16 protein-coding genes are annotated in these 14,791 nt (G+C 58.9%); 3 read left to right on the forward strand and 13 right to left on the reverse strand.

The window, feature by feature from the left end; all coding sequences use genetic code 11:
* Positions 1 to 87: 87 nt before the first annotated feature.
* The 4 genes from ACYU7Q_RS13625 to ACYU7Q_RS13640 all read right to left on the reverse strand — a co-directional run bounded on the left by ACYU7Q_RS13625 (position 88) and on the right by ACYU7Q_RS13640 (position 3,812).
* Positions 88 to 687: a hypothetical protein gene (locus ACYU7Q_RS13625; protein WP_460609987.1), complete on the reverse strand. Its 600-nt coding sequence runs from the start codon at positions 685 to 687 to the stop codon at positions 88 to 90.
* Positions 688 to 900: 213 nt separating this feature from the next.
* Complete coding sequence (locus tag ACYU7Q_RS13630) at positions 901 to 1,587, reverse strand: spondin domain-containing protein (RefSeq protein ID WP_460609988.1); 687 nt, start codon at positions 1,585 to 1,587, stop codon at positions 901 to 903.
* Between the two features lie 27 nt (positions 1,588 to 1,614).
* Positions 1,615 to 2,220 (reverse strand): peroxiredoxin-like family protein, encoded by a 606-nt coding sequence (locus ACYU7Q_RS13635; protein WP_460609989.1) that lies wholly within the window; start codon positions 2,218 to 2,220, stop codon positions 1,615 to 1,617.
* A 260-nt stretch (positions 2,221 to 2,480) separates the two neighbouring features.
* Positions 2,481 to 3,812, reverse strand: a complete 1,332-nt coding sequence (locus ACYU7Q_RS13640) for a glycoside hydrolase family 28 protein (RefSeq protein ID WP_460609990.1) — start codon at positions 3,810 to 3,812, stop codon at positions 2,481 to 2,483.
* A 491-nt stretch (positions 3,813 to 4,303) separates the two neighbouring features.
* On the opposite strand from ACYU7Q_RS13640, the gene ACYU7Q_RS13645 reads away from it, so the two are divergent.
* Both ACYU7Q_RS13645 and ACYU7Q_RS13650 read left to right on the forward strand, forming a co-directional pair.
* Entirely contained in the window at positions 4,304 to 5,011 is a 708-nt protein-coding gene (locus ACYU7Q_RS13645; RefSeq protein WP_460609991.1) for a hypothetical protein, read from the forward strand.
* A 101-nt stretch (positions 5,012 to 5,112) separates the two neighbouring features.
* Positions 5,113 to 7,587 (forward strand): TIR domain-containing protein, encoded by a 2,475-nt coding sequence (locus ACYU7Q_RS13650; RefSeq protein WP_460609992.1) that lies wholly within the window; start codon positions 5,113 to 5,115, stop codon positions 7,585 to 7,587.
* 163 nt (positions 7,588 to 7,750) lie between these two features.
* Here the strand turns inward: ACYU7Q_RS13650 and ACYU7Q_RS13655 are convergent, their stop codons facing one another.
* The 4 genes from ACYU7Q_RS13655 to ACYU7Q_RS13670 all read right to left on the reverse strand — a co-directional run bounded on the left by ACYU7Q_RS13655 (position 7,751) and on the right by ACYU7Q_RS13670 (position 9,937).
* Positions 7,751 to 8,404: a Rossmann-fold NAD(P)-binding domain-containing protein gene (locus tag ACYU7Q_RS13655; protein WP_460609993.1), complete on the reverse strand. Its 654-nt coding sequence runs from the start codon at positions 8,402 to 8,404 to the stop codon at positions 7,751 to 7,753.
* Between the two features lie 125 nt (positions 8,405 to 8,529).
* Positions 8,530 to 8,793, reverse strand: coding sequence for a transposase (locus ACYU7Q_RS13660; protein WP_460609994.1), 264 nt, complete (start codon positions 8,791 to 8,793; stop codon positions 8,530 to 8,532).
* Positions 8,762 to 8,989 (reverse strand): hypothetical protein, encoded by a 228-nt coding sequence (locus ACYU7Q_RS13665; protein WP_460609995.1) that lies wholly within the window; start codon positions 8,987 to 8,989, stop codon positions 8,762 to 8,764. Before ACYU7Q_RS13665 ends, ACYU7Q_RS13660 begins: the two co-directional genes overlap by 32 nt.
* 111 nt (positions 8,990 to 9,100) lie before the next feature.
* Positions 9,101 to 9,937 (reverse strand): CvfB family protein, encoded by an 837-nt coding sequence (locus ACYU7Q_RS13670; protein ID WP_460609996.1) that lies wholly within the window; start codon positions 9,935 to 9,937, stop codon positions 9,101 to 9,103.
* A 329-nt stretch (positions 9,938 to 10,266) separates the two neighbouring features.
* Here ACYU7Q_RS13670 and ACYU7Q_RS13675 point away from each other — a divergent pair, with 329 nt between their 5' ends.
* Positions 10,267 to 11,724, forward strand: a complete 1,458-nt coding sequence (locus tag ACYU7Q_RS13675; RefSeq protein WP_460609997.1) for an OmpA family protein — start codon at positions 10,267 to 10,269, stop codon at positions 11,722 to 11,724.
* A gap of 185 nt (positions 11,725 to 11,909) precedes the next feature.
* Here ACYU7Q_RS13675 and ACYU7Q_RS13680 read toward each other — a convergent pair whose 3' ends face one another.
* The 5 genes from ACYU7Q_RS13680 to ACYU7Q_RS13700 form a co-directional block, all read right to left on the reverse strand.
* Positions 11,910 to 12,599, reverse strand: a complete 690-nt coding sequence (locus ACYU7Q_RS13680; protein ID WP_460609998.1) for an MIP/aquaporin family protein — start codon at positions 12,597 to 12,599, stop codon at positions 11,910 to 11,912.
* Positions 12,599 to 13,108, reverse strand: coding sequence for a GNAT family N-acetyltransferase (locus ACYU7Q_RS13685; protein WP_460609999.1), 510 nt, complete (start codon positions 13,106 to 13,108; stop codon positions 12,599 to 12,601). Before ACYU7Q_RS13685 ends, ACYU7Q_RS13680 begins: the two co-directional genes overlap by 1 nt.
* 81 nt (positions 13,109 to 13,189) lie before the next feature.
* Positions 13,190 to 13,627 carry an arsenate reductase ArsC gene (locus ACYU7Q_RS13690; protein WP_460610000.1) on the reverse strand — a complete coding sequence of 146 codons (438 nt, stop codon included), beginning with the start codon at positions 13,625 to 13,627 and terminating at the stop codon, positions 13,190 to 13,192.
* A gap of 42 nt (positions 13,628 to 13,669) precedes the next feature.
* Positions 13,670 to 14,131 (reverse strand): DUF6428 family protein, encoded by a 462-nt coding sequence (locus ACYU7Q_RS13695; protein ID WP_460610001.1) that lies wholly within the window; start codon positions 14,129 to 14,131, stop codon positions 13,670 to 13,672.
* Between the two features lie 68 nt (positions 14,132 to 14,199).
* Positions 14,200 to 14,550 (reverse strand): ArsR/SmtB family transcription factor, encoded by a 351-nt coding sequence (locus ACYU7Q_RS13700; protein WP_460610002.1) that lies wholly within the window; start codon positions 14,548 to 14,550, stop codon positions 14,200 to 14,202.
* Positions 14,551 to 14,791: the final 241 nt, after the last annotated feature.

The raw sequence follows: 14,791 nt of genomic DNA on the forward strand, positions 1-14,791 counted from the left end.
TGCCGGCCGGTTATTATTCCATAAAAAAAGCCCCGTCAGTTACTGACGGGGCTTTTTTAGAAATGCTTTGTGCCAAGCGGCGCGGCCTTAGAACGTGAAGCGCAGGCTCACGGCCGCGTCGTTGTAGAAGCCGGTGTAGCCGTGGAACACCTCGAAGAAGGGCTTGTAATCGACGCCTACCACGAAAGGCAGGTCGGGCAGCTTGTATTCGAGGCCCAGAATCAGGTCGGCCCCGATGGCGAGGTAGGTGTTTTCGTCGTAGTAATAGCTACCCGGGCGGTTCTTGATGAAGTACACGTCGCCGTTGCGGCCGTTGTAGTAAAACCGGTCATCGGCGAAGTAGTAGCGGCCCTGGTAGGCCCCGGCGTGGAAACCCGCCCCGTAGTAAAACTGGAGGCCCTTGGCATCGGCCACGCCGATGTGCTTCTCGCCGAGGATGGTGAGGCGGCCGCCGTGCGCTTTGTATTCCGTCGTGAGCAGGCCTTCGATGGCCACGCCTTTGCCGCTGCCCAGAAAGTGCTTCAGCGTGAGGCCCGAGGACCAGCCGCCGCCGCGCAGGCCCAGGCCCGTGCTATAGCCCGAACCGCTGCTGCTGCCGCCACCACTGCTTTTTTTCTTCGATTGGGCATTGGCTGCCAAGCCGGGCAGCAGGAGCAATAGGATGGCCGTAAGACGTAAATAATTCATGGGGAAACACTGTATGCGAATGATGGAACTTGGACAAAAGTAAGCGCTGGGGCGGGAAGTGCGCCGTGGCTCGGGCGTACTTCCGCCGCTGCTGACCCTCGCAACAAGGTATTGCCGGGCCTTGCCCGGGATGAATGGGCTGCCGGGCGCAGTGGTCGGTGGTAGGCAGCCAGGGGCGTATTGGTGGGAAAATATCCTTTGAAAAAGACCGGGCTATCTGATGCGCTCCAGGAGCCAGGTGCCCAGCGGCGGGCCGTCGGGTGCGGGGCCGCTGGCGGGCGGCAGCAGCAGCGGGGCCACCACGCCGGCCGGCAGCGTGGCCTGGTCGGGGGCGGTGAAGGTGGGGCCGCTGTCGGTGCCGGCGTCGTAGGCGCGGGCGGGCACCCGGCGCTGGGCTACCCATTGGCCGTTGGCGTCGAGCAAGCTTTCGTCTTCCAGGGCCACAAACCAGTCCGGGCTCGGCGCAATCATCGTGACGAGGCTCAGGCGGGGGTGGGCCGCATCCAGCCGAATGGTGTCGGCCACCGTGCCCGGCGAGCTGATGACGCGCCCCTCCAGCGTGCGGAAGGCTGCGCCGCTGCTTTGTAAAGCCATTATTTCGGTTCGCAGCACGGTGTTGTTGCCGCGCTCGGCCATGTTTTTGATGCCGGTGCTGGCCGGCTGACCGGGCCGGAACAGGAGGCCATCGGCCCGGTGCGAAGCCCCGATGACGGCCGAGAAATGCGCCCCCGCCGGGAAATTGGCGTGCGTGCCCGCGCTCCAGGTGGCTTCGAAGGTGACGCGGTAGAGCGCCGGGCCAATGGCCGGCGTGGGCGGCTCTTCTGAATCAGCATTTTTAGAGCAGGCTGCCAGCCCGAGCAAAACGGCCCACAGGCCCAGGCGATGAAGCGAACGAAGCATGGCGCAAGCTGATAAGGGTGATGGGAATTATAGCGCCTGCGCCACCTGCCGCACACTGGCGCGGTGGCGGTAGTCGGCATCGAAGTAGGCAAACTTGATTTTGCCGTCGCGGCCGATGACGTAGGTGGCGGGCACGGGCAGGATATTCTGGTCGAGCCCGTTGGCCTGCTTCAGGTCGATACCGTAGCTCAGGTATTTTTTCGCCGTGGCATCGTCCACCGCGAAAGCCGTTTTGTAGGCCTTCATGATGGTCAAATCCCGGTCATGTACGATGGGGAACGAAGCCTTGGTTTTGGCCACCGTCTGGGTGATGTTGGCCGGGGTTTCGGGGGTAACTACCACCACTTGCGCACCTTTGGCGGTGAGCACCTGCAACGAATCCTGGAGCTGGCTCAGCTCCTTATTGCAGTACGGGCACCACTGGCCGCGATAGAAATAGAGCACCACCGGCCCCTTTTTCAGGAGCTGGCGCAGCTCCACGGGCCGCCTGGCGGCATCCTGGCCTTTGAAAGCGGGAGCGGCGGTGCCTACTGCCAGGGCCGAGGCCGTGAGCGGTGGGACCGGGGCGGTTTGGGCCAGTACCGGGGCGGCCAGCAGCACCAGCGCACCGGCGAGTTTCGAAAAGGTGTTCATGGGTTCGGAAGAGTAGCGAATAGTTGCGGGGCCAGACGCGCACTCGTTGCGACCCTTACACCGGCCCCGCCTTTTTAAAGCAGCCTCTGGCAACAAAAAGCCCCACCAGTAGCTAGTGGGGCTTTTTGTGGTTTCGTACTCGGTGGAGGTAGGGGCGGGGCTTGTCCCCGCCCGGACGTTCGCGCCAAAACAACAATTCTGTTCAACGACGGGCGGGGACAAGCCCCGCCCCTACATCATTCGGCGACACCGAATTTGTGCTAGTCCGGCTTCAGGGGCGTCGCGGCGGGGGCGGCCTGCACGGTGGGAGCAGCCTTCAGCGGGGCGCCGTTGAGGGTGACGTTTTCGAATTTTACGTCGGCATATTTGTTGGGGAAGGCGGCGTTGTCGGCGGTGGCGGTTACGTCTTTGAAGGTGATGTTGGATACCTTATCGGTGGGGTTGCCATCGAGCACGGCGAACTGCTTGCACTTCACGTTGACGTTGGAAATGCGGATGTTGCGGATGGTGCCGAAGGGTTTTTCGGTGCTGCCGGCCATGTTGAAAAACTGCGTCCAGGGCGAGAGGGTGACGATGGTGCCGCACTTGCCGGTGATGTTTTCGATGGTGATGTTTTCGTAGACCTGGTAGGTGTCGGGGCGCATTTTGAAGAGCAGGATGGGGCGCTCGTTGTCCACGCGGCAGTTGCGCATGGTGATGCGGTTGGCGTGGATGCACTCGCTGCCGCAGGTGAGGGCGGCGTGGACTTCGCCGAAGGTGCAGTTTTCGACCAGCACGTCTTCGATGGGGCCGTTTTCGGGCAGCTTCTGGGCGGTGGGGCCTTTGCCGCCTTTCATGCAGATGCCGTCGTCGTTCACCGACACGTAGCAGTTGCGGATGGTGACTTTGCTGCACACGTCGATGTCGACGCCGTCGGTGCTGGGGGCCTTCACGGGGCGGAAGGGCGAGCGGATGTCACAGCCGTCCATCAGCACGTTGGTGCACTGGTAGAGGTGGGTGGTCCAGAAGCCGGAGTTGTGCAGCTTCACGTTTTTGATGGTCACTTTGTCGCAGCCCCAGATGAAGAGTAGCCGGGGGCGGTGCACTTCGAGGTTGGTGGAGGGCAGGTGGGCTTTCGACATCGAGTCGCGGTGCGCCCAGAAGGTTTTCCAGAAGCGCAGGCCGTTGCCGTCGATGGTGCCGGGGCCGGTGATGGTGAAGCCATTTACCTTGGTGGCGTTGACGAGGGCGGCGTAGTAATCGAGCTTCTGGCCCTCCATGCGGGAGGGGATGAGGGGGTAGTCGGCAATGTTATCGGAGCCTTTGAGCTTGGCCCCAGCTTGCAGGCGCAGGTGGGTGTTGGGCTTGAAAAACAGCGCCCCGCTCAGGAAAACTCCCTTGGGAACCACCACGGTGCCCCCGCCGGCGGCGCTGGCCTTGTCGATGACTTTCTGAATGGCCTGGGTGTTGAGCCTGGTGCTGTCGAGGCCGGCCCCGAACTGGGTGATGACGTAGTCTTTGGGCGCGGCGGGCTTTTTCGGCGGCGCGGGGGCGTGGAACGGCAGCGAGAAAGCGGCCAGCCAGGTGGTCAGCAGCGCGAGAAGGAGTTTCATAGGGCGGGAAAATTGGTTGAGGCTGCAAAGAAGCGCGGGGGCGCGGGGGGACTGTTCTGTAGTCACCTGACCGGGGGCGGACCGCTGGCGCGAAGGTTTGTGATGCGGCGCGAAGGTTTCATGTCCGGCGCGAAGGTTTGTTGTCCGGAAGAAAGGTTTGTGGTCCGGCCCGAAGGTTTGTTGTCCGGAAGGAAGGTTTGTGGTCCCGAAGCGTTTGGCGGGCGTCTGGAGGGAAGGTTTGTGGTCCGGAAACGGTTGGCGGGCGTCCCGAAGCGTTTGGCGGGCGTCCGGAAACGGTTGGCGAGCGTCCGGAAGCAGTTGGCGGGCGTCCGGATGCGAAGGTTTGTGGTCCGGAAGCGGTTGGCGAGCGTCCGGAAGCCTCTGGCGGAAATCCGGCCGGGCGGGGCGGACAGCCGATGGATATAAAAGCCGGACACTGGATAAATTTTCGCTACGTTTGGCTTATTCTTCTACCCCTAACGCTCAGCGATATGGACAACAACAAACTCGACGCCCAACTCCGGCGCGACACCGCCACCGCCAACGGCCTGCAAGCCGACCGGCACCACTACGAAGCCCTGGAAGACGACATCGCGCACCTCCGCGACGAGCACGCCGCCAACCTGGCCAAAGCCCGCCTCCTGGAAGATGCCGTGATGGGCGAAACCAGCGGCACCGTGACCCAGCAAAAGGCCACCGCCAAAACCCTGCTCAAGGCCCTGGCGCCCCGCCTGGCGGCCGCCCTGCAAGGCTACGCCGCCAGCAAAGCCAACACCGACGAGGACCTGGCCGGCCGCGTGCGCTACTCCCGCTCCGACCTGGCGGCGGCCGGCGATGCCAGCTTTGCCACCATGGTTGGGGCGCTGCTAAAAGAGGCCCAGCCCTTGGCCGCCCAGTTGGAAAAGCGCGAGTTCACGGCCGCCGACCTGGATAATACCGTCAAGCAGCTGGCCCGCTTCGAGCAGAAGCAGGCCGGCCAGCGCCTGGCCGTGGTGGAGGGCAGCACCGACCGCAAAACCCTCATCACCCTGCTGCGCCGCAACGCCAACCTCATCAAGGAGATGCGGGTGCAGCTCAAGGCCTACGAAAGCTCGCCCACCAAGCACGACGTATGGCTGCGCTTCCAGGGCTACACCAAGCTCATCGTCCTCGGCGGGGGCGGCCCGAAAGGCGACGTAGCCCCCAAGCCCGCCGCCTAAGCCGCGACGAGAAACAGAAAGCCCCGCCAGTAGCTGGCGGGGCTTTTTTTGTGTGTTAGTTAATGTATGTTTGTACAACATGCAACGTCGATACCTTAATCATGACCCCAGTTAAAATCTTCTGCTCGTATAGCCATGCTGATGATACTCTAAGGAAGAAGCTCGATGAGCACCTAGGGTTTTTACGACGCGAGGGTGTCATGACATGGCATGATAGGAGACTTTTGCCCGGGCAGAAATTCGACGAGATAATTGATAAAGAAATTGTCGAGTCAGATATTATTCTATTGTTGATTAGCGCTAGTTTTATAAACTCTGATTATTGTTATAATATAGAATTAAAGAAGGCCATAGAGCGCCATGAAAACAACGAGGCAACCGTTGTTCCGATTTTGCTTTCTGAGTGCGTTTGGAACAGAGCCCCATTTGCCAAAATAGTAATGGCAAACGAGGATGCAACGCCAATCGATAATGTAAAGTATTGGACTCTGAATGAGGCGCTTTCTAAAACTGCTGCAAATATTGGCAGACTCGTTGATAGCATCAAAGAACGTAAAAGCCAATTGCAATTGGTTGTACAAGACGAGGGCCTATTAAAGGTTGTTTCTGAAGAGCCTGTAGAAGAGCTTGTGTCAGATAAGGTAGATGATGTGAGGAAGGCGTTTGAGGTATTTAAGCAGGAGTTTGATAAGTTAGATTACAAAAGTTCTTCCGAGGATTTTAGTGATGTAGAAGAACTGAAAAGGAAGTTGCTTAATGAAATATTTATACCCTTTGACGATAAGCTAAAAAATATTCCGTCCTTAAGAAGCAAAATGCCTCAAATTCTTTTTGAGAGAATATATGCCCTTGATTTTTTGGACATGTCAACTATTTTGGATATTCAAAAAGTAAGAGATAATAAAGTTTTGTATAATTGGTATGAGCGTAAAATCGTAATCAATTCCATAACCCTGTCTCTTATTTCAAGTAAAAAATTTGATTCTAAGAAAGCTAACTTGTTAATAGACTTTTTGACAGACTTTGAACAGGATGTATGGCAAAGTGCCTTGACTGGCTTAGTGCTTGCATTAATTCATCATCCTAACAAGTGGGAAAGATTCAGCGACTTGAAGAAGCGGTTAGAAACGTTGAAGGATTTGGAGGAAGTTCAAAAAGGACTCAATACTATTGATTACATACTTAGAATGAAGCTATTTGAGTCAAGTACTTTCAATCCAAAGTTGTTTGGGTTGTCTTTCTTTGATACTCCAATGAATTGTTTTTTGCCATTTTATCCAAACAATCCAGTTTTGGATAGCGCTATAAACAATACAGAAGAAGATATAGACCCAGATGAGTTTACCAAATACGTAACCAGCCTTCCATTTTTGGACTGCTATAAATACTCTCTTTGTATAGCTTTGGAAGAAGGTGCAGTGTCTCGCGGTATTCCAATAAAAGAGCGGAGTAAAGTTTTAAATAATTTGAAAATTTCTTCACTATTGCATCCGTATCAGAATATTCTATGCGAGTACTTTAATTATTTTAATTTCTACCCTAAGAGTAATATAGCCGATATATTCAGCACTCAGGTCAGTATAGCAAAAACCAAGCTTAAAAGCGTTATACTCAATAAAGTTAATGAATTAGAAATTACAGGTAACGTATGTGCTGACGAGAAAAATTTTCGAGGTGCTATAAATTACTATAATGATGTAATTAAAATTGAGCCACAGCACTTTAGGGCAAACTGGAAAGCGGCAAATTCCTATCTATCACTCAATAAGCCTGAGCCTCATAATAGCTTAAAATACTTGCGTGTTCTTGAGAGTAAAAATGAAAACGACCCTAGAGTCCTTGCCCTAATTGCTAAATGCGAGGAATTACTAGGGCGTGATTTAGAGGCTCTGCAATATTTGTACAAAGCTAATTCTGTAAATGGTTCTGATAAGGTCGTTGTAAATCAGTTAGGAGAGTTGCTGGCTAAGTTAAAGAGACATGAAGATGCTGTTGATGTCTTTGAGAAAGGTTCTATAATTCATCCTAGTGATTGTGGTCTAACAATCAATTTAGGTCAGGCATATTTAGCTGTTAGGAACCTGAAAGCAGCTTTTACTTGCGCTAAGAAGGCGCTAGATATTTGCGATGAAGAACTAAGGATGGCGGCCTACGGATTAATGAGAGACTATTATTTTGATGCTTATCAGTTTGATGACGCTTTAAAGTATGCTGAGCTTATAGCAGAATTGGATAGTAATAAGGCTACAAGTTTGATGTCGATAGGAAGAATATACTTGCTGGGAGGCATCGATTATGCAAAAGCAAAACAATACCTAGAAAGGTCTATTTCTAAGAAAAAACTTGGCGTGACATATGGCAACTTGGGCCATATGGAACTATTAAATGGACATAAGGAAAAGGCAATGTCTTACTATAAGGCATGTATTGAGGCAATAAAGGATATTGAAGATTTTAGGTACAAAATGAATGTGGATGTGCCATTTATGGTAAGACTGGGTATATCAGAATCTGAAATGAATCAGATAGAGCATGAAATAATATTGGAGTTTGAGAGACTCAAAAAAGCTCATTAAAGGACTCTTTTTAAGCCTCTGCTAATGACGTCCCAGTTGTATTTGTTGTAGGCTGACATATTAAAAAAGCCTCGCCAGACATTGGCGAGGCTTTTTGCTGCTTCAAGCTACGGCGCGGCTGCTCCTGCGCCGGGCGTTTCGCCACGGGATGGGTAGGGGTGGCCTAGCGCGGCGTAAACTCTTCCGACGAATGCACCCGCAGCCCACCGCCATCTTCTTCGGCGGCGCGCAGCATGGCGGCGGCCACGGCCGCGCCGGGCACCGGGCGGTATTTCAGCAGCGGCCCCCGCAGCAGGGGGCGCAGCAGTTTCAGCACCACGGCCCCCAGGCGCTCGCCCAGGCGGGGGTGCGGCCGCTCGCCCAGCAGCAGCGAGGGCCGGAAAATATGGATGGCCCGAAACGGGGCCTGCTGCACGGCGGCTTCCATTTCGCCCTTCACCCGGCTGTAGTAGATGCGGCTGTCGGCATCGGCCCCCATGCTGGACACCACCATGAACTGCGAGGCAAAATTGCCGGCCGCCAGCGCCGCCAGCTGCACCACGTACAGGAAATCGACCTTGAAAAACGCCTCCTTCGAGCCCGCCTGCGCCATGGTGGTGCCCAGGCAGCAAAACACGTCGTCGGCGATGAGCTTGAGGCGCACTTCTTCCAGCTTGTCCAGCTCCGTGACCACCTGCACCAGCTTGGGGTGGATGGTGGGCACGGGTTTGCGCCCCACCACAATCACCTTGGCGTAGCGCTCCGAAGCGAGGAGCAGCGGCAGCAGCTGCGAACCAATGAGGCCCGTGGCCCCGGCGAGTAAAGCGGTTTTTTGCATAGGGTGGGGGGATGTAGGGTGCGGGGCTTGCCCCCGCCCGTCGTTGCACGAAATCGTCTACGCCGTCCTAACGATTCCGTTCAACGACGGGCGGGGGCAAGCCCTACCGGGTACGACCCCGCACCCTACCAGCGGCTGGGGTTATCGAGAATGTATTTGCGGTAGCCTTCCAGTTCGCTTAGGTCGCGAATGATGTGCTCGTAATAATCCCGCTGCCAGCACGAAGCCGGAACTGGTTGCCCGGCCGCTAGTAGTTGCTTGCGCCATTGCGCATAGCAGCGGGATTTAAAGCTGCCAACCACTGTGCTCACATGCACTGCATGGTTGCGGGTCAGGACCAGAATGCAGTGCAGATGATTAGGCATCACCACCCACGTATCCAGCCGCACGGTGGGGAAATGGGTTGGTATGGCGGCTAATTAATACCAATTGACCCAAAGCAGAAGGTTGAAGCGGCTCTTCTGGCGTTAATGCACCGAACAAATGCGCTTTGTCGCGGGCGCAGATGGTGAGGGCGTAGTAGCCCGCCATGCTGTAGTCATAGCCATTATAGCGGATGCTGCGGCGCTGCGGAGGTAGTTCCATGTAGGGTGCGGGGCTTGCCCCCGCCCGCCGTTGAACGGTGTCAGGTGCTCCGAAATATACAGGGCTGTTCAACGATTCAATGCAACGACGGGCGGGGACAAGCCCCGCACCCTACTTCAACTGCGTTGCCTCCGGCTCCAGCAGCACCAGGCCCTGGCGGAACAGTGCGCCTAGTGCCTTCTTGAATACCTTTTTGCTCATGCCCACGCGGCGGTACACGTCTTCGGCCAGGCTCTTGTCGCCCAGGGGCAGGCGGCCGCCGGGCGCGGCTTTGATGGCTTTGAGCAGCGTATCCGTCGCCGATTCTACTTCGCCGTAGCCTTCCTTTTGCAGGCGCACGTCGAGCTTGCCATCGGCGCGCACCTGGCGCAGGAAGCCGGGCAGCTGCTCGCCCAGGCGTAGGGGGCGGAATACTTCGTTGTGAAACAGCAGCCCCTGGTGCGTCCCGTTCACGATGACGGGGTAGCCCAGCTCGGTTTCGTCGGCCACCATGAGGCTGACCTCGTCGCCGGGCTCGCCCCGGAAAGGCTCCTGGCTCAGGAACTGCTTCCACTTGGTGGAGGCCACCAGGCGGTCGCTTTCCTCGTCGAGGTACACGTACACGAACACCCGCTCGCCGGGGCGCAGGTCGCGCCGCTGGTTGCGGAAGGGCAGGAGCAGGTCTTTTTCGAGGCCCCATTCCAGGAACGCGCCGGCCGGGCCGTGGTCTTTCACGGTGAGGGCGGCGTAGGAATTCACCAGGGCCAGGGGCCGCAGGTTGGTGGCAATGAGGCGGTCCTCGGAGTCGCGGTACACGAACACGCGCACGATGTCGCCCACGCGGGTGCCGGCCTCCACGTACTTTTCGGGCAGCAGCAGGTCGCCGTCGTCGGAAGTGAGGTAGAGGCCGATGCTGGTTTCGCGGGCTACTTCGAGGTCGTTGTAATCGCCGAGGAGGAGGCTGGCCATGAGATGCGGTGTTTAGAGGTGAGGGTGCAAAGGTCGGGCGAAAATGCTGACCTCAGAACGAGGTAGGGGCGGGGCTTGCCCCCGCCCGTCGTTGAATGGAGTCAGTAGGCTGGTGCGAACGTCCGGGCGGGGGCAAGCCCCGCCCCTACATCGTCTGATGGTATGCTGACCCGGAAAGCGCTCCAAGCGTGGCGTCAACTGCGTGAAAGGCATTACCTCATCCATAACCTTCTATCATCTGCTAAGTATAGCCCATTGGCTATGTGTGTGACCCGGCGCTTCGCCGTGCCTTGCCATCGGGTCGATACTTCACTCCAAACCCCATTCGCATGAGACGTTTTTTAACTCCGTTGCTAGTCGTGGGAATCCTGCTGATGGCGGCCCCGCGCGGCTATACCCAAACCGCCGACCGCAAAACGGCCATCAGCCTCTTCGGCAGCGCCTCCCAGTACAAGGGCAGCCTGGGCGAAGATTTCTGGAAGTGGGACCGCAACCGCTACGGCGGCGGCATCGGCCTCAACCGCTACCTGACCCCGGGCCTCGACCTGGGCCTGCAGGGGAGCTTCGTGAAGCTCGAAGGCACCCAAAGCGCGGCCACCAATTTCAGCACCAAGGTGACCAGCGTGAACCTGGCCCTGAAACTGAAGCTCAACAACGGCTGGGCCATCAAGGAGGATGCCGTGGTGCAGCCCTACCTGCTGGCCTCGCCGGGCCTGGCCTTCACCGACCGCACCGGCGTGGTGCGCGGCTCTTCCGTCAATGACAAGGCCACCTACTTCGACCTGTTCGGGGCGGCCGGCATCAACTTCCAGGTCAGCGAGGGCCTGGGGATTTTCATCCAGACCGGCCAGCACATTCCCCTGAATGCGAATTTCGACGGTGAGCCCATCCGCGACGCCGACAAGTTCGATGACCGGTACCTCCAGCACACCGCCGGCGTCACCATTTCCCTCGGCAAGCCCAAGGACACCGACGGCGACGGCGTGCCCGACCGCAAAGACAAGTGCCCCAACACGCCCACCGGCGTGGCCGTGGACCTCACCGGCTGCCCCCTTGACGGCGACGCCGACGGCGTGCCCGACTACCAGGACAAGTGCCCCACCGAGAAGGGCCTCGCCACCCTCGAAGGCTGCCCCGACCGTGACGGCGACGGCGTGCGCGACGGCGACGATGCCTGCCCCGACCAGCCCGGCACGGCCGCCCTGCGCGGCTGCCCCGACACCGACGGCGACGGCATTCCCGACAACGTGGACAAGTGCCCCGGCACCGCCGCCGGCACCCAGGTAGATGCCAGCGGCTGCCCCGTAGTGCTCGACCAAGACAAGGACGGCGTCCTCGACCCCGCCGACAAGTGCCCCGACACCCCCGCCGGCACCCGCGTCGACTCGGTGGGCTGCCCGCTGGCCATTGACCCCGGCACCCAGAAACTGCAGGTGCCCATCCGGTTCCGGACCAACAGCACGATTATCGAGCGCGCCTCGTACCCCACCGCCAACCGCATCGCGGCGGCCATGAAAGCCCACCCCGATTATCAGCTCCGCATCATCGGCCACGCCGACAGCCGCGGCACCGATGAGTACAACCAGGCCCTGTCCCTGCGCCGTGCCGAAGCCGTGAAACGCTACTTCACCAACAAGGGCGTCGAATCCGAGCGCGTGATAACCGAAGGCCGGGGCGAAAGCGAGCCCGTGGCCCCGAACACCACGAAGGCCGGGCAGGCCCGCAACCGCCGGGTTGAATTCAAGTTTGAGTACACCCCCGCGCCTGCGTCCACGCCCCAGCCATAGTTGGCAGGTTTGGGAGAATGGAAAAAGCGCCTCACCGCATTGGTGGGGCGCTTTTTTTGTGAATAGATTTCAGGATTGAATGTAGGGGCGGGGCTTGCCCCCGCCCGTTGTTGGACGATTATACCGTGCAATGACGGGCGGGGGCAAGCCCTACCGGGTACGACCCCGACCCTACGAAATGCCGATTATTGAACGGGCGGAAGTGTAGCGGCTTCCGGCGTCGGTCCAGTGGCCAGCAGCTTATCCACCGCCACGGCCAGCAGCGCCCCAGCCACCGGCCCCATCACATACACCCACCAATCCGTCCAGATGCCGCTGAAAAGGGCCGGGGCCAGCGAGCGGGCCGGGTTCATGCTCGCGCCCGTGAGCGGCCCGGCCACCAGCGCCTCCAGCGCCACCGTCACGCTGATGGCCAGCCCCGCCAGCGTCCCCACTTCCTTCGAGCCCGAGGTGACCCGAAAAATCACCAGCATAAGCCAGAAGGTGAGGAAGGTTTCGATGCCCAGCGCCTGCCAAGTGCCGTGGGCCGGCAACGTGGCCCCAAGGTCGGAGCCCGGCCCGGCCACGCCCAGCACCAGCCAGCTGCCCAGCGCCGCGCCCGCCAGCTGCGCCAGCACATACGGCAGCACCCGCCGCCCCGGAAACCGCCCCATCGCCCAGAAGGCCACCGTCACGGCCGGGTTGATGTGCGCGCCGCTGGTTTCGCCCAGGCTCTGGATGATGATGAACACCACCAGCCCGAAGGCCGCCGCCACCCCGCCATGCCCCAGCGCGTGGGTCTGGGCATCAACCACCGCCGCGCCGGTCCCAAAAATCAATAAAATGGCCGTGCCCAGCACTTCGGCCAGCAGGCAGGTTCGCAGCGTTGGCTGCATCAGGCCTCGGCAGTATTCGTAGTGCCCACCACCGCGCTGCGGCGTTCCAGCAGCAGGGTGTCGTGCCACACCCCACGCAGCTGGCCGATGCGCTCGCGCCTTCCCACCAGCCGGAAGCCCACGGCTTCGTGCAGCCGCACGCTGGCCGTGTTTTCGGGGAAAATGCCGGCCTGCAAAGTCCACAGGCCATTTTGTTCCGATTCAGCAACCAGCGCCCGCATCAGTTCCAGTCCCACGCCGCGCCCCCGGGCGGCGGCGCTCACATACACGCTCACCTCGGCCACGCCCGCGTACACGCAGCGACCCGAAACCGGTGAAAGGGCCACCCAGCCCAGCACTTGACCCGTTTCATCGGTGGCTACCAGGCGGCAGGCATCAAGGTGGCCGCTGTCCCAGGCCTCCCAGGTGGGCGGCTCGGTGGCGAAGGTGGCGGTGCCGGTGGCCATGCCCTCGGCGTAGATGGCGCGCACGGCCGGCCAGTGGTCGGCCGTGAGGGGAAGCAGGGTCATGAAGAGGAGCGTTTTAACGGAGTAGGGTGCGGGGTCGTACCCGGTAGGGCTGGCCCCCGCCCGTCGTTGGACGATTCAAACTTAAGCAGCGACAGGCAGGGGCAGGCTCCGCACAAAATTCTGCGCGTAGGCCTTCACCTGGTCGCGCACGCTGCGGAACTGCGCCATGATTTCTTCCTCGCTACCGGTGGCCTTGGCGGGGTCAGGGAAGTTATGGTGCAGCTTCTTAGCCGTGGAGGGGAACACCGGGCACACCTCGTTGGCATGGTCGCACACGGTGATGACGTAATCGAAGGGCACGGCGGCGTACTCGTCCACGTGGTTGCTGGTGTGGGTCGAAATGTCCACGCCGTCCTCGGCCATCACGCGCACGGCGCGCGGGTTGAGGCCATGCACTTCGACGCCGGCGCTGTACACGTTGGCACGCTCGCCCAGTGCCTGCGCCAGGTAGCCGTGCAGCAGCTGGCTGCGACAGGAGTTGCCGGTGCACAGCACCAGGATGTTCTTTTTGTCAGGCATAAGGCTTGGGAAGAGCAGCTGAAAGGCGGTGAATGAATGTGGCTAGCAGCACCCGCCGCCCGGGGCGCAGCCGGCCACCTGCAATTGGGGCAGGGCAAATTGCTGGTTGGCCGGAGCACCGCAGGCATCCTGCGCCAAACAAGCCGTATGCTTGGCTGTGAGCAGAAAGTCGGTGCCATCAAACGCCAGCCCGAACTTGCCAATGGTGGCTTGCTGGTACTCTACTTCGATGTCCAAATCCTCGCGACCCAGGATTTTCTCCGACAGGTGCAGGATGTGCAGGAATTTCTGTGGGGCCAGCCGGTGGTCGTAGTCGCCGGCCTCCCAAAGCTGGAAGTTGGCCACCGTCTCGCGCCGCTCTACGCCGCCGCAGTCGATAAAATGCTTGCTCACCAACCCCACTTCCGTCACGTGGAAATGGACCGGCAGCTGCGTGCCATCCGGCAGCCGGAAGCTCACGGCATCCAGCCCGTTCAGGGCTTCTTTCATCTCGGAAATTTTCATGGTTTTGCTCGATTAAAGATGGGTTTGGGGTTCGAGGTTCGGGAGCAGGGGAGGAGGCCTCCGGTCGCTCAGCAGCAGCCGGGCGCGGCAGCGGCTTCGGTAGCGGCAGTCGGCATTTCCGCCAGCAAATCGCCGAGCAGCTGCCGGGCCACGGCCCAGCCGGCTGGGTCGAGGCAGTAGCACACACGGGGGCCATCTACCTCGCCCTGCACCAGGCCAGCTGCTTTCAGCTCCTTGAGGTGCTGCGACACGGTGCTCTGCGATAGGGGCAATTCCAGCACCAGCTCGCCGCACACGCAGGCCCGGCGCTGGGCCAGCAGCCGCACTATGGCCACCCGCGCCGGGTGCCCCAAGGCTTTGGCAATAGTCGCCAGTCCCTGCTCCGCTTCCGTGAATTCGGCCCGCTTGTGAATAGCCATAAGGAAGTATTTTGTTTATCGTCGATTTACGATTGCAAACGTAGCTGGTTAAATTTGAACTATGGCTACTATCCCGATATTTCATTGAATAATTAAATTAACTAATTGCTAACAATAACAGGGTTATTATTTCAAAAATGCAAATAGGTGATAGATTTGTGGTGTAGTAATTGCCTTTTATCCTCTGATAATGAGCTTTGCTGAATGTGAGTTTGAATAGAAGTGCCTTTTTTGAGTCATT

The organism is Hymenobacter terrigena, from assembly GCF_054776515.1.